This is a genomic window from Rossellomorea marisflavi (assembly GCF_022170785.1).
Taxonomy (GTDB): Bacteria; Bacillota; Bacilli; order Bacillales; family Bacillaceae_B; genus Rossellomorea; species Rossellomorea marisflavi_B.
On sequence record NZ_CP081870.1, the window covers coordinates 3,804,590 to 3,827,848 of the forward strand.

Below are 23,259 nucleotides of genomic sequence, written 5' to 3' on the forward strand. Positions count from 1 at the left end.
ACCTCACCCGTCACAGGTGAGGTCCTTTTACATGCATGACGATTTCCACAGAAGGTTTCGCCTCGTCGTGGAGCTTTCGCATAAGGCGGCCTTTACATCATTTCATTCTCCTTATCAAAAGCCACTCTCTTTTCGTTTTCAAACGGAATGGTGGTTTCATCTTCCTTCGGTTTGATTTCACGGAATGCGACGGCACCGGCGGCGATATACAGTCCGGCCGGAATCAACATGGTGAAGATCGAAGCTGGAAAGGAGAGAACACCAATACCGATCATGATTCCACCAAATACTTTATTGTTCATGCGATTGGCAAGGCAACCGACTACGAGCCCAGCTATTTGCACCAATAGGAAACCGATTGTCAAGAAAACGGTGAACATGCCTGCATCGGGGTCGCCCTCATCGAAGAAGGCCCACCCTACGATTAATCCAAAGAAGGACATACAGATCCCGATAAGCCCTCCGATCAATCCCAACAGAAACTCTGGTAATCTCTTCATTTCCCTTCACCTCTCCGTCTTGTTATTCCATTCCACTTCATCTCTAATTTTCCCATTCTTCTACTCCTTCTAGTTGTTTTACGAGACATGATGCCATACAGTTCCTGGTCATTAATCCCTAATTATGTAAGTTTCTCATATCTTTACCCAGGTCGGTAGCTACTTAATCCCTAGGAGGAAATTCTTAGAACATTTTTTTGTCGCTATAGTTCTGTTGAATTCTTAAGGCCCCTATTCAAAAATGAGAACCCCCTTCACACTAACCCCGCTTTTCCCCATGCTGCCACAAATGAGAGGGTCATGAGAATGAACACGACTCCAAATGCCATCATCCGCTCTTTCCTCACGAGTGAAATCAAGGCGTACACCATGAACGATCCGGTATACAAGAGGTCAAAGATGGCTTCACCCATAATCCAGGACAGGAGCACTCCAACTAACCCGATGAAAAACGAAGCCCTTTTAAGATAAACCGTTCCTTCCAACCAGGCTGGCCCCTTCACCTTCCATGTTCCCATGAGCTCCGTAACACCAAGATCCCGATATGGTACGCTTTCTTCAAATTTTATGTACACCGGCTGGAGATACGGCGCCGCTCCGTCGAGTGACTGCTGTCCCCAGCAAAACGATTGCCCATTGATGGGCAGGACGTTGAATAGGACGGGATCTTCCTCGTCCTTATAATGTGGCATCAAAGGCAGTTCTGCATCTTTTGCGAATACGATGCGTCTCCCTTCTGTCCTCCCAAAGTAACGATCCCAGTAAAGGGTGGGGACATCACTACCAAAGAAGCGAAGGGGCTGGCGCTTCTGAATAGTCGCCATGCTTGTATCGACGGGGAACCATCCCTCCCCATCAATGTAGCATTCATTCCACACATGGGCGTTCATTTTTCCGTTTGCCCAGCTTCCCACAATGGTGCGTGCCGGAATCCCTGCAGCCCGGCACATGGCCGTGAACAGGAAGGAGAATTCCCCGCAGTCGCCCTTTCCTGTCTGTAGAAACGATGCCACACCTCGTTCAGCAGGGGGATATATGTAGCGAAACTCCTTGACGATATGCATGAAAATCACCCGTGCTTTCTCCTTCGGGTCCGTCAAATGACCCGTCATCTCCAGTGTCTTCTCCTTCACCTCATCTATAGAAGAAAGCGTCGTATCCCTGAGGTAAAACAGGCGCTCCTCATCAGAGAGCACCTGTTGATCCGGCGTGTATTCTCCCTGCTCAAAGGTGACTTCCAGTTCTGTCCCTTCTTCAAGAACAAAATAACCAAGCTCTTCACCGGTTGGAAGAAGAGTCACCTGCTCCGGTTGCGCCCTTGTCGCCTTCGCACCGGAAGGAATCACCATCCAAAGGGAGAGTGACGGGCACACTGAATTCTTATACGAATAAGAAACCTTGAAAGTCTTCATCTGTTCACCAGTCCTTTTACATCCTTATACGTTACCATTCCAGATTTCTTCCCATTCTCCTCCCAACTCTTTCAAGTTCTACAGGACTTCCCTACCGATTCGGTAAACTGTAATGCGAGTTGGTTGATATCCGCATGGAAGAAGCGTAACCTTTCTCTCTGCTAAAACGTTTGAGAGGATGATCGAAATGTTGAAAGAAGGATTTATAAACGTAAATGATGTCAATCTGCACTATGTAACAGAAGGCGAAGGAGAGCTTATGCTGTTCCTCCACGGGTTCCCCTACTTCTGGTACAACTGGCATCATCAGCTTGAGGAGTTCTCGAAGGACTACCGCGTCGTGGCGGTGGATATGCGCGGATACAATCTGTCAGATAAACCCGAGGGCATCGATTCGTATACCATGTCCACACTCGTCGAAGATGTGAAACAGCTGATCGAGGCGTTCGGAGAGAAAGACTGTACCCTTGTCACCCATGACTGGGGAGGCGCGATTGCCTGGACGTTCGCCTACACGCACCCGGAATACGTGAAGAACCTGATCATGTTCGATGCGCCCCATCCGTACACGTTCCGCAGGGAGCTTGCCAATAATCCGGCACAGCGTGACGCAAGTAGCTACATGGGCTTCTTCCAACAAGATGATTCCCATGACATCCTGCTAGCCAATGACGCCGAGCGCCTCCGGAAGATGATGACGGAGCCTGGGAAGAAAAAAGGCTATCTAAGCGAAGCCGACGAAGACAAATACGTTGACGCCTGGACACAGCCGGATGCCATGAAATCCATGCTTCATTACTACCGTGCCATCTCCTTCTTCCCATTCGAAGACCATGTGCAAAAGCCCCTTGAGCTGAAGCATGACATGTTCAATGCACCGACGCTCATCCTTTGGGGAGACGCCGATTCCGCCTTTGAAAATAGCAATCTTGATGGGATCGAAGACTATGTGAGTGACCTGACCATCCACCGCTTCGAAGGCGTCGGACATGCGCCGCAGCACGAGAAGCCTGAAGAAGTGAATGCGTATATGAGGGCGTTCTTGAAGAAGGACTGAATCCAAAGGGCTGTTGTCACCAATTTGGAAAATACGTTACAATTGACGTATGATTCAAACGACGGGAAGGAGCCACCCCTTGGATAAACAAAGACTGAACCAAGTCCTGCTCTACGTAGCCGGCATGGTCATCGGTATGACCATCGGCCTTGTTGTATTTGCCCCCATATTCGATGATATGGTCCTACGGATCGTCATGGGCGTCGCCCTAGGCGTCACGACCGGATGTTCCCTTCAGCCCCTTGCTCCCAAGATCAAACTATAAACACGAAACGGCGGTGCCTGCACCGCCGTTTTATTTTATTCCCGTACCTGCTTCAATAAGCATAGGGAGTCCCTGTTGCACCCGACTGAACCTTTTTTTGTCACACCCCTTGAAAAAATACCCAGAATGCGGTTAGATAATAGATAGGTATTTTATATCATGCCATTATACATATCTATAAAAATCTGTCTGTACCAAGAAAGGAGCCATCTCGTATGAGTGAACGCACAGTCGTTGCCGTCCCGCGTAAAAGCGTCGGCCTATCCCTCGTCCTCACCTTCTTCTTCGGATCCTTGGGAATGCTCTACTCCACCGTAGCAGGTGCCCTCATCATGATTGCCATCGAATTCGTGGTCGGATTCCTGACCTTCGGAATCGGCCTCTTCTTCACACATATCGTGTGCATGATCTGGGGAGCCGTTGCAGCGAGTAATTACAACACACGGGTGTTTGGGCATTAGGAATACCAAACGGTCACCGCGCTCTGTGCGGTGGCTTTTTTTCTGGATTTTCTCCTAATTTGAAAACGTCGGGATCGCTATCAAACAAAAATACCCTGTAGGGAGACTTTTCAAGTCCTTTCTACAGGGTAGTGTTTAGGTACTACTATGATTATTCCTCCGTACCCGTTTCAGCTTCTTCTTTTAAATCATCCATCGCATCCGGATAAATGATTTCATCAAACTGCTTGCCTGTCGATTTATCCTCGACGGCCACTTTGATCTTGATTTTGTCACGGTCCTTCCCGTCGAATACCTGATACATCATCCCAGTCATTCCTACTGTGATGGAGGCAAATGCATCCATGCTGTTTTTGTAGGATTCCTCATCCGTTACGACCATGGTGAATTCAGTGAAGTCCTTATTGTAAGTGATATCCTCGATCGACTCGAAACCGTTCTTAGCTTCATCAATCGACTCTTCCATACCCTTTGCCATTTCTTTCATCATCTTTTTATGATCGGCTTTGGACATCACGTACGTCAGGGAGCCATCATCGTTCTTTTTGACTTCCTTCACGCCTTCTTCCTTCGCCTGTTTTATCATATCATCGACATCTTGCCCTTCGGTGAACTCAGCCGGTAATGTAATCTCCACGTTCAAAAGACCCTTTTTCACTACTTTTTCTTCCTTTTCATCTTTCTTTGTATCTGCTTTCCCGCTGCTGTCAGATGACGAGCATCCCGCCAGCAATAGAGCGAGAACAAGCATGCCCACCGCCAATTTCTTCATCTTCCTTCACTCCCTATTTTTGGTTGCATTTTACACACATTGACCATTCTAGAGATTCTGGATAGGTTTGTAAATAGGGACTTTGGGATGGTTTCAGCGTTTCACTTCACCCTATATATCCCAAAATACCCTTCAAAAAGATGGAAGGGAAGGTTTCATCTATATAAGGACCGGGGAAAGGATACTAATTACTCTGTTCGTTTTTAAAGGAGGGGATTTTCATGAACCGGGAAGAAGCACTGGAAAGGCTGGAGGAAGTCGAGTACCTCCTGAAAGAAGTCGAGCACTGCGAGGCGATCATTGTAAAGAGGCGGCGCATGACCGGAATTCTGTTCTTGTTACTGTGGACAATCGGCATTCTGTCACTGTTCTATTTCGTTTTATTGCCTATGCTGGATATGCTCTGGACCTCCCTTCATGCGAGATTCTTCCATACAATGGACATCGCCCTCAGCTCATATCCGTTCATCACCTTCACCATCGTCATCATCCCGACGATCTATAACGGCCTGAAGATCTCAAGGGCCAATGAAGCAGCCGTCCTGTCGGCGCAGGAAACCATCAACACCCATTTTTCACAGGCTGCCGACTTGGTCCCCCTCCCGCCCGAGTTGCAGTACTCGGACGAAATCACCGTCCTGAAGGACTTTTTGTATCTTGAGCAGGCCGACACCATCGAGGAAGCCATCAACATGCGGATCAGTGCTCTCCCCACCCCCTCAGAGGAGGAAAAAGAAATCACCGTACCCACCCTGATCGGGCAGTCCGCCCCACTGCCTGTCAGACAAAAGAATGAATGAAGACCTCCCAATATAGAGGAGGTCTCTTTTTTATATCAGCCATCCATACTGAACCACCTTATCATTAGAACGTCTACTTACTTGATAAATAAAGGAGATAGGCGTAAACTCAAAAATACTTCGGTCACACGAAATATCTTCCGTTATCCAAGGTGAGGTGCAGACATGGAAGAACGTATTTCTTCTGAACAACTTAATAAATTGAGGAAAAGTATTTATACCATCCAATGGGATGTACAATCCAAATTGACCAACATGTTGCCGCGCGCTCAATATCATATACTGTTTTATTTAACAGGCGTTGGAACGTGTACGACCCTGAAATTGGCAGAAGTGCTGGGCGTAGCTCCAAGTACCGTTTCAGACATTCTACTAAGAATGGAAAAAAACAGGCTGATTAGCCGCGTTCGGAATCCCTCTAATCGACGTATTATCGAGGTACGTTTAACAGATACCGGAATAGAAACCTTTCAAATGATTGAACAGGAACGAATAAAGTTGAGTGAGCACTATCTCAGCGACTTAACAATGGAGGAAACCTTGTCTTTAATCGACATCATCGAAAAGATAGAAGAAAAAGCCATCGAAAATCAGCAAAAAGGATAAAGGAGTGCACATTTATATGTCAAAAAACACACTCAAAAACAAACTGACCAGCGTCGTGACTGAGCAACCGGCAACATCTGAAGAGTTTAATTTGCATGACCAACTACGTGAGCTGCTCCAAGAAATCGGCTTATCACCCGAAGATAGTGGAGGCTCCATTACATTTAAAGGTGCCGATCCTATCGTGCCCAGTACCATTCGTTTGGGGGCTGGTTCTAGTCTGGCACTGGTCGCTAAATCGGTAGCTGCTGCTAAACTATGGAGAATGCGTGGAGGAGATGGCCAAGATATTCACATAGACCTGCGCAAATCAGTTCGTCGTTTATCCCCTAGTTACGAGGGGAAATGGGAGACGGTTAATGGGTATAAATCAGATACACCAGATCCTAATCTGCTCAAATTGATTTCATTTTTCAAAACAAAAGACGGACGGTCTGTCATCCCCGCCAATATCTACCCTAAGCTTCGAAGTGCGATGCTAGAGCTTTTAGATGCTACAGATGCTCCTGAGTCCATTGCCAAAGCGATCGCCAAATGGGATGGCGCTGATTTGGAAAAAGCAGGAGCAGATAAAGGCATTGTCATGGGAATGGTTCGTACACTAGAAGAATTCATGCAGGAAGAGGCATTTGAAGAACTAGTGAACAAGCCCTTAATCGAAATCGAGAAAATCGGTGAAAGTGATCCAGAACCACTTCATCCCAATGCTACTTCTCCATTGGAAGGGGTAAGAGCACTGGGGCTGGGTCACGTTATTGCTGGGTCAGGTATGGCTCGAGCATTGGCGCTTCATGGTGCTGATTGTCTAAACGTATGGCGGCCAAATGAATTCGAACATGATTCCATCTATGCTACCGCCAATGTTGGGCTTCGATCTGCTCGATTAGACTACAAAAGCGAAGAGGGAAATAAGAAACTAAAAGAACGATTAAAAGAGGCAGATGTATTTTATGCCAATCGCCGGTTAGCTCTATTGGAAGAGACAGGATTAACCCCGCAAGAATGTGCCGAAATCCGTCCAGGAATCATCCACTGTAGCATTTCTGCGCACGGCCAAACAGGTCCATGGGCAGACAGACCAGGATTTGATCAGGTGGCTGGTGCCGTGACTGGTATGATGACGTTCGAAGGAACAAAAGACGATCCTCAAATCCCTTCTATCTTTGTTGTAAATGACTACATCGTTTCATGGTTAGCTGCTACGGGCGTAATGGCTGCACTGGCCAGACGTGCAACAGAAGGCGGAAGTTACCGGGTACATGTTTCTCTATCGAGAGCTTCTTTATGGCTTTTATCTCTAGGGATATTTGAAAAACAATATGCTCATAACATCGCAGGTTCATCGGAAAACCACCAAAACCTAGCCCCAGATTTATTTTTCGCAGACACACCATTGGGAAAATACCAAGGTGTAACGGATCAGGTGCACATGTCGAAAACACCTGGAAGTTACCGACATGTACTCGTTCCAAGAGGTTCAGGTCAATTGGAATGGTACTCAAAATAAAAAGAACAGGTTGCCGTCTCACGCTAAAGATCAGATTTCATCTTACATGACAAACAAAAGCTATCTCTCCTGGTAAGAAGGAAGATAGCTTTTTCAGATGAAATCCCCACACCTTGGTAGCTATCGGTCAGCTATTCAATATTGGTATATCCTATGAACAAGGTACCCATGAATCATCTGAAAATCCAAAATTCATCCATCTTCTATCTTTTATTCCCCTTCAAATACTTAAAGTGCACATGAAGCCCGAGAGTTCGAAAAAGAAGAAAATACTCGCAGCCTTTGATATAAAAGGAAAACTCCTCACCCCATTGTCTTGCCGACAAAAGCCTCTACATAAAGGTTTCCTCACCATTTTCCGGATTCCAGAACAAAAATAATCCTTATCCCTTGCGTTAAAGTGCGCTTTAACGGGTAACATATTTCTCGTACCGTTAAGACAGTGAAATCACGTCACTGGAGGTAAAAATTCAACTTCGAAAGGATGGATCTAGTATGTCTAATGCAAAAGGTAAAGTTGTCATCATCACGGGGGCTTCAAGCGGAATCGGTAAAGCCACTGCCAAGGAGCTTTCATCAAAAGGAGCCAAGCTGGTATTGGCAGCACGACGTGAGGACCGTCTGAAGGAACTCCAGGAAGAAATCAAAGCAAATGGTGGAGAAGCGATCTACAAAGTAGTGGACGTTACATCTCACGAGCAAATGCAAGACTTGGCTAAAGAAGCGGTCGATGCTTTCGGACGCATCGATGTTCTTGTCAATAACGCCGGCCTCATGCCGCTATCCCTTCTACGCAACCAAAAAGTAGATGAGTGGAACACGATGATCGACGTAAACATTAAAGGGGTACTGTACGGAATCTCAGCTGTACTGCCGGTCATGAGGGAACAAAAAGATGGACATGTCATCAACCTGTCTTCCGTCGCTGGTCACGCAGTAGGAGCAGGAAGTGCCGTATATAGCGCTACAAAATTCGCGGTCAAAGCCATCACAGAAGGCCTTCGTCTTGAAGAATCAGCTGGCGGTAGCAACATCCGCGCAACCAATATTTCTCCGGGGGCGATTGCAACCGATCTGAAAGAAACCATCACCGATACAGACCTTAAAGGAGGAATCGATGAGTTCTACAAAGGAGCCATCGAAGTCGAAAGCATTGCGCGTGCCATTACGTTTGCTGTCGAAGAACCTTCTGGTGTAGCGGTTAATGAAATGATCATCCGCCCTGTGCATCAAGAGTGGTAAGAATCAGACTCCGATAGATAAAAGCGTACCGAAGAATGACAATCATTCTTTGGTACGCTTTTTTTGTAGTGAAAATGGCAAACCGCTACTTCATCTCTTCAACCCGATCCGGCTTCACCAACATGATTGGTGCTATTAACAGAAAAAATAACCCGATCAGCAGCATGAAGGTCAGTACGGGAACCATCGCTTTCTCACTTAAGGTCCTGGTGGAAAAGAAAACGAACGGAGCCAATAGGAAGATGGCACCGATAAAGAGGAAAACCAGTTTTCCTCCCCTGGACTTAGAGTGGTTTAGAACACCAAACGCAATCTTTTCCAAATGAATATGGGGAAGAGCAATCATCAGGAGCACAATGATGATCCCCAGTACAAAGGCGACGGTTCCATATACCGCCCTTAAGAAAGGAAGGGCTGTGTGAATGCCCATCACCACTAACATGATGTAGGACATCAATGAAAAATACCGTTTGCTCTGCTTGTTAAACCGTCTCCACAGAAAATAATAAGCCACACCGGAAGCAACGCATAAAGAAAGATTGATGGCCAGGAACCACCAGTTCACATCCGGCAGGAAGGCCGTAATGGTCCCGGTGATGAACAGTAGAATGGGCGTAACAAATATTCGGCTTTGTTTGAAAGGAACATGTTTGTTATCCATATGTAAGACCTCATTTCGGAAGGCTGGTTGTGGATCAACTTCCTGTTTGTTCATGAACAGCAAGGCACCATTATTTACTTTATTTTCTATCTCTATCTTTATCATCCGGTTCGACAATCGTCAACACTTATCCTGTATATGGAAGATTAAGATACTCGAATTCTACTGCAGGATGGGGAAAACTGCAGACCCCAACAATCCCCTCATTTCCCCAATCTACCGAATAGGACAAATGTCCCCCCTTCATAGGATTCCAATATTTCCTCACAAGAAAGGCTCCCATCATTTAGGGAGCCTAGATTTTTGACCTTTCCTCATCACCCTACCAAAGTACCCGTCAAAATAATCCGTTGGGTGCCATCGAGGGTGCAGGTGACGAGGGTGATTTGGTTTTTGTTTGGTTGATCGTCCAGGACGTGGGTGTCGGTGGGATCGATGATGGTGGTGCTGTCGATGATGTATTCGTAAGTGGTGCTGCCCTGGTGGAGGAGGACCTTTTCGCCGGCTTCGACTTCAGGAAGCTGGCGGAAGTGGCGGTCTCCCCTGTACCCCCTGTGCCCGGCGATGGTGAAGTTGCCTTTGCCGGGGGTTTGGTCCGATTTGATCTGGGTTAGGGCGATGCTGAGGTTTTCCTGGGTCGGTTCGGGCAGGACCTTTTCCTTCAGGTCGATGGCCGGGATCTCGAGTTCCAGGACATCCTTCAGCTGATCCTCTGACACCTTTAAATTCTTAACGCTTGAGAGGTCGACCGGTTCTCCTTCTGCCCGTTCGATAAGGGAAAGGGCCTCTTCCAGGGCGGCTGCTTCTTTGTCCTTCTGCCATTCATACACGAATGGGATGGAGAGCAGGATGAGTCCGATCAGTACAAGGGACAGTCCTGCCTTTGTTTTTTTCTTCATGGGCTCATCCTCCACTAGTCAGATCACTCTTCGATTCCACGTTTCCTTCTGGCCGTGATGACAATCGTTCCTGCCGAGATGAACAGGAGACCTGCGTACATGAGGTAGCGCATCCACTCTTCACCGGTGTACGGCAGGGTGTTTTTCGGTGTGCCGGATGGGGTTGAGTCCATCGGCGTTCCGCTTGCAGGTTCGGATGGGCCGGATGGCTTGGTCGGTGTTGTCGGTTCTGATGGAGTAGTCGGTTTTTCCGGTTCTTCTGGCGGTTTTTCTTTGGCATCGTTTTTGACCACGATGGTGATCACGCCTTCTTGCCCTACTTCCACTGTGAATGGAATCGGCTCATTTGATGCGACATAGCCGTCCGGTGCTTTGGTTTCCACGAGGCTATAGGTGCCTGGCACCAGTCCTTCTATATAGGCTTCTCCCTCTTCATCCGTGGCGACGGACAACAGGATTTCTCCGTTTTCATCGAGTATGTCGAACTCCGCTCCTTGCAGCTTGCGATCAGTTTGACTGTCTACTTTCAGGATTTTCAGGTTTCCAAGGATCATGAGATTTTCGAAGACGATCTCGAGGGTTTCTTGCTGACCCTTCACGATTTCGAATGGAATCGGTTCGTCATCGAGCTCATATCCGTACGGTGCCTGTGTCTCGATCAGCTGGTAGTTGCCGGGCTTCAGCCCGTCGATGAAGAGTTCACCGTCTTCATCTGTCTCGAGATCCGTTGCCAAGACGTTCCCTTCCCCATCAGTTAGTTCGAAAAGGGCGCCCTCCAGGAGGTATCCTTCCTCATCGATTTTCGTCAAGAGGACCGAGCCTGTTGTCAGGTCATTGATGACCTCCACGTTCAATGCGGTCTCTTGGCCAAGCTCGATCTCAAATGGGATCGGCTCAGATGGGAGGTCATAGCCCGCGAGCGTTTCCGTTTCCACGAACTGATAGCTGCCCGGCTTCAGGTCATCGACTTTGAGTACGCCATTCTCATCGGTGGTCAGGTTCTCTGCAATCAAAGATCCATCGGTTCTCCACAGATCGAACTTCACGCCTTCAAGGGTGTTGCCCTCTTCCCCTTTTTTCGTCAGGATGACGGATCCCGTGGCACGTTCGTTTTCCATGGTGACCGTGGCAGGGAGTTCTTGATCCGGGTCGAAGACCACTTCCACGTTCACCGGTGTCTCATCAAGTACGTGGCCGAACGGAGCTTTGGTTTCGATAAATTGGTAGTGACCAGGCTTCAGGTTGTCGACGGTGATGATGCCGTCTGCATCCGTGGTCAATCCCTTCCATTCTTCGCCTGTTTCTTTATTTCGGAGTGTGAATTCCGCTCCTTCCAGTGCTTCTTTCTCTTCCCCAACTTTTTGCAGCTGGACCGAGCCGGTCTTCAGCTCATTGATGACTTTCACTTTGGTTGCCGTTTCCTGTCCAAGCTTGATCTCGAATGATAACGGGCCGGTTCCGAGAACATAGCCATCGATGCTTGCCGTCTCGATGAACTGATACTTTCCTGGTTTCAGGCCATCGAATTGAATCTTTCCTTCGGCGTTGGTCTTCAATCCTGTTCCGCCTTGGACCGGTTCACCGTTCTCGCGGACAAGGTCGAAGGTGACACCCTCAAGCAGCTTGTCGTCCTCTCCCATTTTCTCCAGGACCACGGAGCTTGTGGAACGCTCATTTTCCTTGGTGATCTTCAACGGTTCCTTCGGATCGAATGGGATCGCAAAGGTCAGAGGTGTTTCGTCGAGTACATGCCCCTTAGGCGCTGCGGTTTCCACGAAGGAATACGTACCCGGTAGCAGGTCGGTCACGGTGATGGTACCGGACTCATCGGTCTTCAGGTCGGTCTTCACTTCCTCACCATCGGCATCAATGAGCTTGAAGACGGCATCCGCGAGCTTTTCTTTGTCCTCACCCAGTTTGGTGAGTTCCACGGCTCCGCGTTTCAGTTTATTGATGATGGTGATTTCAAGCGTTTTTTCCTGTCCAACCTTGATGGTGAAAGGATGCACGGGATCTTGGCCCACGAGATACCCATCCAGTGTTTGCTTCTCCACGAGCTTGTAATTCCCCGGCTTCAGATTTTCCACGAGGAGGATGCCGTTTGCATCCGTGGTGAGCCCTTTACGAAGCTCTTCTCCATTTTCTTTTTGAAGGTCGAAGGTGACGTCCTCAAGTTTCTTCCCTTCTTCTCCTACTTTGAGGATACGGACAGATCCCGTCGTCTGGTCATTTTCAAACGTCAGCTTCAGGTGCTCCGTTTGGCCTTTGACGATTTCGAATGTGAGCGGCTCACTTTTCAGATCATGCCCCTTTGGTGCTTGTGTCTCAATCAGTTCATAGCTTCCTGGTCTAAGGTCAGTGATGACCAGCTTTCCATCCTCATCGGTTGTCAGATTGTCTCTGCGCTCATCCACGTCCACCCCGACAAGCTTAAAGACGGCATCCTTGAGTGTGGTCCCATCTTCACTCACCTTCGTCAGCTCGACGCCGCCTCTGATGATTTCATTGGTCACGGTGATGGTGGTGGATTCGGTTTGGTCTTTCTTGATGGTGACTTCATATTCCTTACCTGATCCTTTGTATCCGTCAGGCGCCTGTTTCTCAACGAATGTGTAGGTATCCGGTTCAAGGTCCTTGACAACGATCTTACCGGATTCATCCGTTTTCAGGTCGGACCTGACCACTTCCCCTTTGCTGTTCTTCAGATCGAAGATAGCGCCTGGGAGGACGGACTTCGTTTCTTCATCGATCTTGGTCAATTCCACCTGCTGCTTGATCTTGGTATTATCTACGGTGATGGTATTCCCCGGCTTGGCATCATCCTTTGGATCATACGGCTGATCAATGGTCACCTCCTTGGACTCAAAGCCCTTCAGATAACCGTCTGGAGCTGATTCTTCCATGAGGGTATAGTCGCCATAGAGCAGTCGGTTGAATGTGGCGATCCCGTCTTTATCCGAGGTGGCAGTGGCAATGGTGACGCCGCTAACCGGATCTTTAAGGGAGAAGGTCGCGCCTTTCAACACATCCCCAGTCTCTTTGTCGACCTTCTTCACCTTAAGGCCACCGACTTCCCCGCTTCCGTCACCTTTTCCTCCGGTCCTCTGCACGATGATCGATGCTTCGCCTTTCTTCACATCTTCCCTGGCATTTTCACCTTTGAAGTCGACGGTGTTGCTGACTTTCCCACCGACCTTCTCCAGGATGAGTGATTGATACTCGAGGATGTAAGGGGTGGATACGTCTTCCTTGAAGTCGATCGTGAAGGAATCCGGGTCCTCCTTGAGCGTCAGGACGTAATCCTTTCCTTCCGTCAGTTCATCCTTCTTCTTGACGTTCCCGTTCGCTTCCACGGTGGTGGAGTAGAGCTTGAAGGAATCCTTGATCAGCATCTGATTCGGACTCGGTGTATCAAGGATCCTTGCTTTTTGAACGGTGGATTGACCGAAGTTGATGTTGATCTTCCAGTCGATGATCTTGCCGTTCTGTTTCCCGGACTTGGCCGTATAGGTGTCTCCGTTCGGAATCGAAACGGAGGCATTGAGATCCGTTTCCTTCTTCTCTCCATTGTAGACCGTGGCCGTATTCTTGTAGGATGCCTGGACGAGGCTTACATCCTTCACACTGGTCTTGTAAGTGATCTTGTAGGGAGAGTCGACCGGGTTTTTGAAGATGATCTCGAAGCCTTGCTCCCCCTTGTCGTTATCGATCATCTTGACGGTATATTCGCTCGCGGGTACCCGTTCACCGTCCCTCGTGCCGTTGCCTCCACCCGTGAGATCCATCCGGTACACTGCGATGGAATCCTCCACGAGCTTCTGATTTCCCTGCATGTAATCGACCACGCGGAGCTGATCGAGCTGCTTCAGGTTATAGTTCACGCCGACATTCCAAGTCAGGAGCTTATCGACGGCATTATAGGACCCGTTCTTGAAGCCGTTGAACTGGGTATAGGAATCCGGGGTGAACCGGGAGATGGCCTCCAATGTCCGGTCTTTCCCCTGCTCATCCTTCCAGAAGAGTTCGGCTTTGTTCTCCAGAAACTTTTTCCCTATATCCGCTCTCTTCTCGTAATCGAATGCGGTCGTATAGGTGATGCGGTGTGCGGTACTGATATCCTTCAGGAAGACGATTTCGAAGCCATCCTCCACTTCTTCGAGGGTATAGTCCGTCCCTTCGACGAGGGTTTTTCCTTTCGTCTCTATCTTCAATGTATCCCGTTTGAACGTGAGACCTTTATTCGTGAAATCATCCTTGAGGACGACATTCTTCATGAGTTGCTCATCCAGGTTGAAGTTGATCGTCCATGGGATCGTTTTGTCTTTGTAATTCGGTGAGCCGTGGTGCTTGAATAGGATCTGCTGGCCGATCGTCTGGCCTGCATCCTTCCTGATTTCACCCGTCGTCACTTCATTGACGATGTTTTCATTTTCATAGACGCGGTCGATGGATTTCGTTTGATAGGTGATCTTGTAGGCTGCGTCGATATCCTGGTTGAATTGAAGGGTGAACCCATTGCGGTTCCCATCGGATTTGTCCACGACGTCGTAGTTCGTGAACGGGGTGCTTCCTGCTTCATTTCCGTTCTCATTGATTGTGATTTCATTGACCGTCAGGGTGTCCTTGAGCAATTCCTGTGATCCATTGAAGAAATCCTCGAGGACTGCATCCTTTTGGGCGATGTTCTTTTGGTTATAGTTATACCGGACTTCCCACGTGATGAGCTGTTTGGCTGCATCATATCCGACGACACGCTTCTGAAGCGGCTGCCCCCTCTGGACCTTCACCGTGGCTTCTGCCGATTTCTCCCCGCCATCGGAGAACAAGGTCGCCTTATTCTTAAAGTCGGTTTGATCTTCATCCGTCACATTTGTTTCGTATACGAGGCGGTAAGCAAGATGGATATCATCATTGAAGTCAATGGCGAAATCCTGCCCGTTTGACGTCTTCCCGATCGTATAGTCACCCGGTGATACTTCTGATCCCAGGGTTGTTTCCCCGTTCAGCTTCGTCTCCAGATGATAGAGCTTGATCGAGCCTTCCTTCAGCTCCTGACCTTCCTGGATCGGATCTTCGAGTCTTGCATTCTTCAAATCTCCAAGATTCTTATTAAAATCGACCGTCCATTTGATCGTTTCGGCATTATAGGCGCGATTCGGCTCGCCTTTTTTGCTCACATCAGCGCCTTTTGATGGATAGTCGATTTCGATCGTAATGGATTCCTGACCCTCGATGGGCGTGATGACGATCGTCTTGTCTTCCGTCACGATCGTCTCTTTATCAAGCTCGGTCCATACTTCCAGCGTTCCTTTGATATTGGAGAACTGCTCGATGAAGTCCGTGAACTCGATGTTTGCTTCTCCCTGCTTGTTCACAGAGAAAAAGCCGACAATCTCATCATTGAACCGCATTTCGGAACGGACGATCTCATCATAGATCTTCAGCTCCGGTGGCATGTTGAACTTGAACATGTCCCCACCCTTATAGCCATGACCGTTCTTCAGGGCCCATTCGTACTTCACCGACACAAGAGAGTCGACGGTCGGCTTATCCTGTGGATTGCCTTGGCGGTCTTCGAAGGAAAGGGTTGCTTTGGTGAGGATGTTTTCTGTGATGATTCCATCCACGGCCGCGCTTTTCTTCACTTCTTCTTTCTTTTCTTTCTCGTCCTCTTCCTTCACTTCCTCTTTGGCCGGTGCATCGGCTTCAGCGGTCTCGTCCTCGACCGTCTCCTCTTTCACCGCATCCTCTTCGGCAGGGGCCTCAGCTTCAGGCTCCTTCACCTCTTCGTTCACAGGTGCCTCCGTTTCTTCTTCCACAGGAGGTTTCACTTCCTCTACCTCACTCACAACGGAAATGGAGATCTTCCCATTCGCTTCAGGATGGTCGGCTGCCGCTTCATTGAAGACCACCTTTAGCCCTTCCCCATCAGCAGTATATCGACCGATGGCCTCATCACCGGCAAGAAGCTCCCCTTCCTGGGCCACTTCCACCTTAAGAGGTTCCGGGATCTCCTTGTGATAAGGTTGATCGGCTGCAACCGTTGAACCCTCGAGGGTCCACTGGACGTTCATGCTGGTAATGTTCTGTGACCCATCGTTCTGTACGGTTTCTCCCTCATCGGTCACATATTCGACCGTTTGAAAAAGATCCTCTGCTGTTCCTTGTGCCTGTGCTCTCGGTGAAAAGATCCCTGTAGCCAATGTCTGAAGTATGAGCATGACAATCAGTGAAACGGATAAGCTTCTTTTCATCTTCCCCATCCTTTTTTTCTGTAATTTGCCTTCCTAGCCAACGACCTGAACGTGGACATCACCTGAGCGGATGAGCATTCAAACGAGTAGAAAAATAGGTTTGATCAGAGCATGGTTCTTCAGGAATATGTAATCGTGTTGTCCGCATTTCCGAGAGCAGACGAGAGACACGGCAATATGATCCAAGCGAGTGATCAGTACGCACATCAGGAAACCACCATCCAAAAATCATCAACATCCATCTTGCAAACGCCTTCAAAAACAAGTCAATGGACTCAACAAAAGCTATCAAAACGACTAAACAATCAATAAATACCGACGAACCACCCGACGAAATACGATAAAAAGAACATAAATCACCTCATTCTGTTCTTTATAAAGAATTAACTAGATGCTACCATCCGTTTATCCGTATTGTCAATGTTGTTTGTGGATTGATTTTTGTTGGAATATAAATGGGAGTTTGATATGGGGAACTAAGTAGTTTTCGAGGCAGGGATATAAGGGAAATCCTTACATCGATTCTGTAGGCAATTCATTCTCTCGTTATAGGGGGAAACACTGATATTCAGCGGTGGGTAGTACACTATTCAACTATGATCATTACATAACAAAAAAACCTCGAAAGGCAAAAGCCAATCAAGGTTCCTACAAATGCAAGCTATTTACTTACATATAATACAAATTCGTCTACAGAGGGTTCAAATCTTCTAGGATTTCGCTCCTTTATTTCATTCACAACTTGCAAAACCATTTCTTTTACACTGTCATCAGCGGTTGAAATGACCTTCTTATATTCTTTGAAAGAGGGTTCATGATTTAATATTCTTTTATGAAGGGTTTTAGCCCATTCTTTTGCATGAGGTAACATATAAGGTATTGATCCAGCTAATTCATTTAAAGATTGCTCTGAATCAAAAAAATCATCATAGGACTCAATTGCCTGAATCAACCCAAACATCACTTCATCATTTTCAGTAGCATCGTGAAACCCCTGACACAAACTTCTTATGTGATTCAATTCTTTTAAATCCAAGATACTAGAAATCGCCTGTTCGAATGCTGTAATCTCTTTTTCATTTTTAAGCAATCTGTTATCTATTAATTTTTGAGTCAACTCTTCATCGTTCACTATTAACCCCCTGACCTGTTGCGTTCAATCGACTTCGTTGTTGTACTTCTTTTTTATCTCACTCTTTAAATCTTCTATCTGTTTCTTATTCATCGATTCTAAGTTTGCCAAGATCTCTTCAATAGATTCTTCATATAAGCCACTGAGCTCTTTCATTCGATTTCTCAATTCATCTTTCTGTTCTGACGAAAGCTTTTCTTGATCCTGAAGGATTGACAAAATGTTGACCATTCTTAAATACTGCGATCTTTGTGTGAATTTCCAATCGTTAGAAAATCCTAAGATGTCGAAGCTGTTATCAACTCGTTGAGCGTCGGCATCCCTTAGGGCATCATTTTTCCAACTTTCCCAACGCTTCATTACTTCTTCCGCACGATCAAATTCAGCTGTCAATTGTTCTTTATTTGTTACTGTAGAATAAATGCCATTGGAGCTCTCAGCAACTTCTTTCAATTGCTTTTGGGCACTGGAGTCCACATTGAAACCAATGACATTGATGATTGGTGATACATTTGAATCCGCAAAATCCTTTGCCACTTTCACCGGATCTCCATCGCATGTTTCAATTCCATCACTGACCAAGTAGATAAGATTTGTATTGGTTTTCCCATCGTACTTCTCAAATGATTGGAATGATTGCTTTAGGCTTTCGCCAATGGGGGTCCATCCACTCGGTTTGAATTGATTGATCGCCTTGTCGAATGCGGCACTATCATACTGATCAAACCCATAAACTTGTTCAATGCCGGAGCATGATTTGGATTTATCTGCTTCACTGCCCGTTCCTTTATGTCCGTAAACCCTAAGGGAGATATTTACACCCTCGGGCAGGTTGGAGACAAATTCGTCTATGGCTTCCTTAGCCAAATCCATTTGGGTTTTATCGCCTACAAGTGCATTCATACTCCCACTGGAGTCCAGTATGATTTCAACATTATAGTTATCCTTGAACTGATATTTTGAATCTTTTAATTCAGGACTCCCGTACATGGAGAACTCCCATTTCTTTACTAGATCATTCGGATCTGGGAAATCATCGGCTGCCAACGAGAAAACATATTGAACATACTGATTGTACTCCTCCTCCGTCGGATTCTCTGGAAGAGAGGGAACATCCTCCACATACTCACTGACTTTGGGAACCATTTCATCAGAGAACACTTCTTTCCCGGCAAATACACCAGGAAGCTGATTAATAATATCGACTTGATCTTCCGGTACCTGTTGAAGGTCTTGAAAGCTTTTGCTCTCTGAAAAATCTTGCTTCTGAGGACCACTGTCCGACTCTGACTCCTGAGCCTCTTTTTTCTCTTCTTGCTTTGGTTCATCCTTTGATGGAGCTATATTTTTCTTCGTCTCTTCATTGTCACTGCATCCGGTCACAATAATGCAGAGGAAGAAGAGCACGGATAGTAGTGAAAGTCTCATGTAATGTAAACAACCTCCTATGTAATATATCTTTTCCTACGACTGCCTTTTCCGATTGATTCAATCATGGATTTGATTTTATCAATACATCCTTTCCCATGTGATGAGTCATTTGAGAATACTCGTTAAATAATTCCAAAAAAATAGACGATTACTAAGGCGTTCCCGGTCCACTGTAGCGTTTGAAAGCCTCTTTTGGTGCGAATAAGTGCATTCATTTTTTGTTGGGCATTTTGTGTAATGTCCTGTAATCTTTTCCAAAAGGACATGGCCACCCCGAGGAATTACGGTAGAGGAGAACCAATTTCATACCTTCTATTCGATCAAAGAATCCCAAGTTCTCACAATACCTCAGAAATGAATTACAAGTACTATATTCCTATAAATTGGAATTAATTCTAATTTACCACCAAATGCAGGTTTGAAACTATGTATAACATAATTTGTTCATATTCTTTTCTATATAATAATTACACTCTCGCAATCCCCCCTAGATATTGTCGAGTTTAACTGTAACGAAAGGTCTAACCAAAGGAATTTACATTATTAATAAATAGGGAATAGGATTCGTAAAGCATGTACCTGTCTTTTTCAAAAAAAAGCACCCTATAGGTAGACTATTTTCGGTCTTCTCTAAAGGGTACATCCTATGAGTATTTATCATAATAATTATCATTGCTTAATATTTAATCGTGTAGCTTATTAAGAAATTCTGTAAATGTTTTTGCAACATAAAATACATTTTCTCTGGCATGTTCTTCAGCCTGTTCTTTTGTTAATCCTTCTTCTTTCATTAACATTTCTTTTTCCCAAGCATTTTCATGTTCCCAAAAGACTATAAATGGACTATCCTTGGATTCTTTATAATCAAAACATATTAAGTTCCCCGCTGGATCAAATGCAAATGGAACTAATCCATTAGGCAACGTTGCTTTATAACTGTTAAAAACATCTACAATATATTCATCATTATCCTGATCATATGATAATAAAGTACCAAAGACTTTCTCTTTGTTCCCAACATTGAATAAATCAGGTTCTACATTTGCACCATTATTTAGTGCCACACATTTTATATAATCTTCTGGAAGCTCAAACCCTAATTCACTCCCAGTTTTTTTTACATATTCTTCACTTACTGCTGCATCAGCAAATTGCCACTCTATTTTGCTCATCTCATACCATCTCCCCATAATTTGTTTCCACCTAAATGGTTTACATCATGTTTTTTCGAATTAACCAATTGCAACTTTCCTGGAACCTGATGATGATGCCAAGTTAATCCTTGAATTCTCGGTTTTCCAGCATTTATTTGAGCTAATTGCTTTGCAGTAAATAACTCCCTGGAAACATCCCCCTTTTCAATTGCCTCCTTTAAAATACCCGTACAAACTTTAAACTGTTTATCATCAGATGCTATAAAAAGGTTTTCTTGAAGTTTCAATGTAAATTTAACATCATCACCCTTAAAGATTGGAAAACCTAATACATCATAATCTACACCTTTCACGTGTTCTCCTCCTGCCAATCCTTTATTGACTATATTATTCTTTGGTGAGGCGTTTAAATAGTCATCCACATGCCCTATTACGGATTTAAATTCGTCAATACTATCATAACCATATTCCTTAATAGTTGTATCATCTACAACTTTTAAAAAGTCTTCAACACTTTCATAGCCTTTAGGAACAATAGATCTATTTATCAAGTTACCATTGATATCATAATCATTTTTAATTACTTCATCAACTTCAGAACGGTGGACCTTACCTGCCGCCTTACCCTTCCCACCAAACCGAACAAGCGTCTCCTTAGCTTTCTCAATATTACTTAAAGCCTTGTCCTTAATCATCTCCATGATTTCTTTAGCGGACTTGTTTTTAGCGGTTTCTTCAATGATGTCGGGTCCTACTTTTTCTAATACCAGCAAATCCTCTACATTTCCCCCAAGGTACTTAAGGGTGTAGCCAATCTTCTTCATATCTTTGATGTGATCTTTCACACCTTGAGCTGTTTTAGCAATAGGACCTTTTTGGGTGGCAGTGAAGGCCCTTTTCCCCATTTCTATCAGGACTTTCGGATTCATGACATTTTTGGCTGAACGGATTAAATAAGCGCCTTCCCGGACAAGATAGGTCTTTACCCCTTTTATACCCATTTTTGCAGCAATACCCGCCGCTTTTGCAGGAGGTGCCACGGTTAATAACAACATGAAAAATGCTAAGTTCCTATCAAAATCAGAAAGTTTTTCACCTGTAGTAGGATCAAATTCATTTTCAGGATTTATTCGCAAAAAATCATAATAGCCTAATAGCTCCAGTCCAAACACGCCGAAATGTTCTGCCATGGAACGATCGGCACTTTGTATGGCTGCACGGGCAATCATGACCGCTTCCTGGGTTTCATCCACCTTTTGACGGTATGTTTCAATGCTATGATTGAGTTCAGATTGTAGGTCCCTAATTCTTCCTGTGCTGCTTAGAGTCAGGGTAAGCATAAGCTCTGATGTATCCCACTTGAGTTCTTTTAACGTGTTTTCTGCTTCGTCTTCTGCCTGCTGATAAACATCTGCCAGTTTTTTGAGCTGTTCCGGATCTATTTTGATCTCGCTCATTCTAATTCCTTCACTTTCTGAGCAAGGTTGGAAATTTCTTTTTTGATCTCACTGATCAACTCTTTATGAATATCATATACATTGTTTTCAATCATTTTCAACTCGTCTACGAGGGAATCATAAGCTGATCGTGTTTCCCCTGTCCAATCACTAGCGTAGGATTGGTGACCGTATCTGGTATAGCCTACACTTTCATCAAACGCAGAGATTACCTTTTGCAGTTTTACCAGATGGTTTATAAGAGCAGTCATTTCAGTTGCATACTTTGCTTTCTTCGCCGTATTAATGACATCTAATATAGCAATCTCCTCCCTTTTACAGTATTCTTCCAATTCTATTCTACTGGAAAATCACTACCATCTGAATGGTTCATATGAACCAAATGTAATAGCTATAACTATGTGAAGAACTCACTAAAATGTTGCCCTTATCAGCGTTCAACGAGGTAAGGTCAAATGGACCATTTTGTACCATCTGTGTATTTAGAAGGAATATACTATCCCCTCTAAATATCAGACTAACCTCGATTCCTGCTGTCGAATTCAATTGAATCCCACCGAAAATTCAGTTTTTATTTTCCATAAAAGGTTTTATTCTGGTAATATTAGGTGTGAAACGAAGGAGTAGGGTGAACCGGTTCAGCCCTCCCTATTGTGAAAGTAGTAGACAACAAGATGATTCTTGAGGATTTACATATATTTTTGAAAGCTTAGGAGGAAGTGCGATGGCTCGGCGCAGACGATTGAATCGAAGGGGGAAGATCGCGGTGGGGATTTTGGTTGCCATGACTGCGGCTCTGTTCTTCTTCCTCGGGGGAAATGATAAGGATGAACAACGGAAGCCTGTGAAGTTGGCTTCCGCCGGGGTAGTGAAAGAGACCCCAACCGTTAAGAAAAGTGATCTTTACCTGACTTTTGACGACGGTCCGTCAAAGGAGTCGGGGCGTCTTCTTGACCTACTGAATGAATTTAATATGAAAGCCACCTTCTTCATGCTCGGGCCGCATATGGAGAATGATTCCGATGTGGTCAAGCGGATGAAGGAGGAGGGATTCGGTCTTGCCCTCCACGGGACCTCCCATCAAACGGAGGACATCTACAGCGGACCTTTGGCGCCGCTTCATGAAATGGAGGATGCTCAAGCCATTCTTGAAGAACAGACCGGGATGAGGTCCTCGCTCATCCGTCTGCCCTACGGGAGCGTTCCTTACCTGACGGTGGAAATGCGCGGGAATCTTGCTCAAAAAGGGTTCCGTATATGGGACTGGGACATCGACAGCCGTGACTGGGAGCTGAAGGATGAGCGTTTTATCCAGCACACTATAGAAAGGATCGAGCATATGATCGATGCAGGGGAATCGCCCGTCGTCCTCCTCCATGACCGACCCGAGCTCATCGACTACCTACCTGAGCTCCTCCGTTTCATTGAAACCAAGGGATACAAGACGGGCGTGTTGACCGACGAGATGCAGCCGGTGACGTTTCATTGTGAGGGACGATGCCATTCCTTTGTGGCGAAAGAAGGGTAAATCGAAAGAACCGAATGGAGGCAGTCCGTTCGGTTCTTTTCATTTGTAGAAAGATGCTTGCGAGGTTGTTTATTTCCGGGCTTTTTTCCCTTTATAGAATACAGTCCCTTGGCTGAATACA

19 protein-coding genes are annotated in these 23,259 nt (G+C 45.9%); 8 read left to right on the top strand and 11 right to left on the bottom strand.

Features of this window, described 5'->3' with window-relative positions; all coding sequences use genetic code 11:
- Nucleotides 1–92: 92 nt before the first annotated feature.
- Together K6T23_RS19745 and K6T23_RS19750 are read right to left on the bottom strand one after the other, a co-directional pair.
- Nucleotides 93–500, bottom strand: a complete 408-nt coding sequence (locus K6T23_RS19745) for a hypothetical protein (RefSeq protein WP_238282905.1) — start codon at nucleotides 498–500, stop codon at nucleotides 93–95.
- 254 nt (nucleotides 501–754) lie between these two features.
- Nucleotides 755–1,912: a transglutaminase family protein gene (locus tag K6T23_RS19750; protein WP_238282907.1), complete on the bottom strand. Its 1,158-nt coding sequence runs from the start codon at nucleotides 1,910–1,912 to the stop codon at nucleotides 755–757.
- A gap of 187 nt (nucleotides 1,913–2,099) precedes the next feature.
- Here K6T23_RS19750 and K6T23_RS19755 point away from each other — a divergent pair, with 187 nt between their 5' ends.
- From K6T23_RS19755 to K6T23_RS19765, 3 genes are all read left to right on the top strand, one after another.
- A complete protein-coding gene (locus tag K6T23_RS19755; protein WP_238282909.1) occupies nucleotides 2,100–2,969 on the top strand; it encodes an alpha/beta fold hydrolase in 870 nt (289 codons plus the stop codon).
- Between the two features lie 79 nt (nucleotides 2,970–3,048).
- Nucleotides 3,049–3,234 carry a hypothetical protein gene (locus K6T23_RS19760; protein WP_238282911.1) on the top strand — a complete coding sequence of 62 codons (186 nt, stop codon included), beginning with the start codon at nucleotides 3,049–3,051 and terminating at the stop codon, nucleotides 3,232–3,234.
- Nucleotides 3,235–3,449: 215 nt separating this feature from the next.
- A complete protein-coding gene (locus tag K6T23_RS19765) occupies nucleotides 3,450–3,695 on the top strand; it encodes a hypothetical protein (protein ID WP_056538853.1) in 246 nt (81 codons plus the stop codon).
- A 151-nt stretch (nucleotides 3,696–3,846) separates the two neighbouring features.
- On the opposite strand, the gene K6T23_RS19770 is transcribed toward K6T23_RS19765, so the two are convergent.
- Complete coding sequence (locus K6T23_RS19770) at nucleotides 3,847–4,467, bottom strand: hypothetical protein (RefSeq protein ID WP_238282920.1); 621 nt, start codon at nucleotides 4,465–4,467, stop codon at nucleotides 3,847–3,849.
- 221 nt (nucleotides 4,468–4,688) lie between these two features.
- Here K6T23_RS19770 and K6T23_RS19775 point away from each other — a divergent pair, with 221 nt between their 5' ends.
- The 4 genes from K6T23_RS19775 to K6T23_RS19790 all read left to right on the top strand — a co-directional run bounded on the left by K6T23_RS19775 (nucleotide 4,689) and on the right by K6T23_RS19790 (nucleotide 8,622).
- The gene (locus tag K6T23_RS19775; RefSeq protein ID WP_238282922.1) at nucleotides 4,689–5,267 is read left to right on the top strand and encodes a hypothetical protein; all 579 of its coding nucleotides are present in this window, start codon (nucleotides 4,689–4,691) and stop codon (nucleotides 5,265–5,267) included.
- A gap of 165 nt (nucleotides 5,268–5,432) precedes the next feature.
- The gene (locus K6T23_RS19780; RefSeq protein ID WP_238282932.1) at nucleotides 5,433–5,873 is read left to right on the top strand and encodes a MarR family winged helix-turn-helix transcriptional regulator; all 441 of its coding nucleotides are present in this window, start codon (nucleotides 5,433–5,435) and stop codon (nucleotides 5,871–5,873) included.
- Between the two features lie 16 nt (nucleotides 5,874–5,889).
- Nucleotides 5,890–7,380 (top strand): CoA transferase, encoded by a 1,491-nt coding sequence (locus tag K6T23_RS19785; RefSeq protein WP_238282934.1) that lies wholly within the window; start codon nucleotides 5,890–5,892, stop codon nucleotides 7,378–7,380.
- Between the two features lie 495 nt (nucleotides 7,381–7,875).
- Nucleotides 7,876–8,622 carry an SDR family oxidoreductase gene (locus K6T23_RS19790; RefSeq protein WP_238282936.1) on the top strand — a complete coding sequence of 249 codons (747 nt, stop codon included), beginning with the start codon at nucleotides 7,876–7,878 and terminating at the stop codon, nucleotides 8,620–8,622.
- An 85-nt stretch (nucleotides 8,623–8,707) separates the two neighbouring features.
- On the opposite strand, the gene K6T23_RS19795 is transcribed toward K6T23_RS19790, so the two are convergent.
- The 8 genes from K6T23_RS19795 to K6T23_RS19830 all read right to left on the bottom strand — a co-directional run bounded on the left by K6T23_RS19795 (nucleotide 8,708) and on the right by K6T23_RS19830 (nucleotide 21,942).
- Nucleotides 8,708–9,283 (bottom strand): hypothetical protein, encoded by a 576-nt coding sequence (locus K6T23_RS19795; RefSeq protein WP_238282938.1) that lies wholly within the window; start codon nucleotides 9,281–9,283, stop codon nucleotides 8,708–8,710.
- A gap of 317 nt (nucleotides 9,284–9,600) precedes the next feature.
- Entirely contained in the window at nucleotides 9,601–10,182 is a 582-nt protein-coding gene (locus K6T23_RS19800) for a class D sortase (protein WP_238282939.1), read from the bottom strand.
- A gap of 23 nt (nucleotides 10,183–10,205) precedes the next feature.
- Entirely contained in the window at nucleotides 10,206–16,436 is a 6,231-nt protein-coding gene (locus tag K6T23_RS19805; protein WP_238282948.1) for a SpaA isopeptide-forming pilin-related protein, read from the bottom strand.
- 661 nt (nucleotides 16,437–17,097) lie between these two features.
- Nucleotides 17,098–17,568 carry an Imm30 family immunity protein gene (locus K6T23_RS19810; RefSeq protein ID WP_238282950.1) on the bottom strand — a complete coding sequence of 157 codons (471 nt, stop codon included), beginning with the start codon at nucleotides 17,566–17,568 and terminating at the stop codon, nucleotides 17,098–17,100.
- 24 nt (nucleotides 17,569–17,592) lie between these two features.
- Nucleotides 17,593–18,996: a VWA domain-containing protein gene (locus K6T23_RS19815; RefSeq protein ID WP_238282952.1), complete on the bottom strand. Its 1,404-nt coding sequence runs from the start codon at nucleotides 18,994–18,996 to the stop codon at nucleotides 17,593–17,595.
- 686 nt (nucleotides 18,997–19,682) lie between these two features.
- Complete coding sequence (locus K6T23_RS19820) at nucleotides 19,683–20,171, bottom strand: SMI1/KNR4 family protein (RefSeq protein ID WP_238282954.1); 489 nt, start codon at nucleotides 20,169–20,171, stop codon at nucleotides 19,683–19,685.
- Nucleotides 20,168–21,610: an HNH endonuclease gene (locus K6T23_RS19825; protein ID WP_238282963.1), complete on the bottom strand. Its 1,443-nt coding sequence runs from the start codon at nucleotides 21,608–21,610 to the stop codon at nucleotides 20,168–20,170. Before K6T23_RS19825 ends, K6T23_RS19820 begins: the two co-directional genes overlap by 4 nt.
- Nucleotides 21,607–21,942, bottom strand: a complete 336-nt coding sequence (locus K6T23_RS19830) for a hypothetical protein (protein WP_238282980.1) — start codon at nucleotides 21,940–21,942, stop codon at nucleotides 21,607–21,609. The genes K6T23_RS19825 and K6T23_RS19830 overlap by 4 nt, the downstream gene beginning before the upstream one ends.
- Nucleotides 21,943–22,334: 392 nt before the next feature.
- On the opposite strand from K6T23_RS19830, the gene K6T23_RS19835 reads away from it, so the two are divergent.
- Nucleotides 22,335–23,138, top strand: coding sequence for a polysaccharide deacetylase family protein (locus tag K6T23_RS19835; protein ID WP_238282993.1), 804 nt, complete (start codon nucleotides 22,335–22,337; stop codon nucleotides 23,136–23,138).
- Nucleotides 23,139–23,259: the final 121 nt, after the last annotated feature.

Bases quoted from the DNA above. Each gene is read 5' to 3' on its own strand.
- K6T23_RS19835 (WP_238282993.1), top strand. From the start codon at position 22,335: ATGGCTCGGCGCAGACGATTGAATCGAAGGGGGAAGATCGCGGTGGGG.
- K6T23_RS19790 (WP_238282936.1), top strand. From the start codon at position 7,876: ATGTCTAATGCAAAAGGTAAAGTTGTCATCATCACGGGGGCTTCAAGC.
- K6T23_RS19765 (WP_056538853.1), top strand. From the start codon at position 3,450: ATGAGTGAACGCACAGTCGTTGCCGTCCCGCGTAAAAGCGTCGGCCTA.
- K6T23_RS19800 (WP_238282939.1), bottom strand. From the start codon at position 10,182: ATGAAGAAAAAAACAAAGGCAGGACTGTCCCTTGTACTGATCGGACTC.
- K6T23_RS19805 (WP_238282948.1), bottom strand. From the start codon at position 16,436: ATGAAAAGAAGCTTATCCGTTTCACTGATTGTCATGCTCATACTTCAG.
- K6T23_RS19775 (WP_238282922.1), top strand. From the start codon at position 4,689: ATGAACCGGGAAGAAGCACTGGAAAGGCTGGAGGAAGTCGAGTACCTC.
- K6T23_RS19820 (WP_238282954.1), bottom strand. From the start codon at position 20,171: ATGAGCAAAATAGAGTGGCAATTTGCTGATGCAGCAGTAAGTGAAGAA.
- K6T23_RS19780 (WP_238282932.1), top strand. From the start codon at position 5,433: ATGGAAGAACGTATTTCTTCTGAACAACTTAATAAATTGAGGAAAAGT.
- K6T23_RS19745 (WP_238282905.1), bottom strand. From the start codon at position 500: ATGAAGAGATTACCAGAGTTTCTGTTGGGATTGATCGGAGGGCTTATC.
- K6T23_RS19825 (WP_238282963.1), bottom strand. From the start codon at position 21,610: ATGAGCGAGATCAAAATAGATCCGGAACAGCTCAAAAAACTGGCAGAT.
- K6T23_RS19750 (WP_238282907.1), bottom strand. From the start codon at position 1,912: ATGAAGACTTTCAAGGTTTCTTATTCGTATAAGAATTCAGTGTGCCCG.
- K6T23_RS19815 (WP_238282952.1), bottom strand. From the start codon at position 18,996: ATGAGACTTTCACTACTATCCGTGCTCTTCTTCCTCTGCATTATTGTG.
- K6T23_RS19785 (WP_238282934.1), top strand. From the start codon at position 5,890: ATGTCAAAAAACACACTCAAAAACAAACTGACCAGCGTCGTGACTGAG.
- K6T23_RS19755 (WP_238282909.1), top strand. From the start codon at position 2,100: ATGTTGAAAGAAGGATTTATAAACGTAAATGATGTCAATCTGCACTAT.
- K6T23_RS19795 (WP_238282938.1), bottom strand. From the start codon at position 9,283: ATGGATAACAAACATGTTCCTTTCAAACAAAGCCGAATATTTGTTACG.
- K6T23_RS19770 (WP_238282920.1), bottom strand. From the start codon at position 4,467: ATGAAGAAATTGGCGGTGGGCATGCTTGTTCTCGCTCTATTGCTGGCG.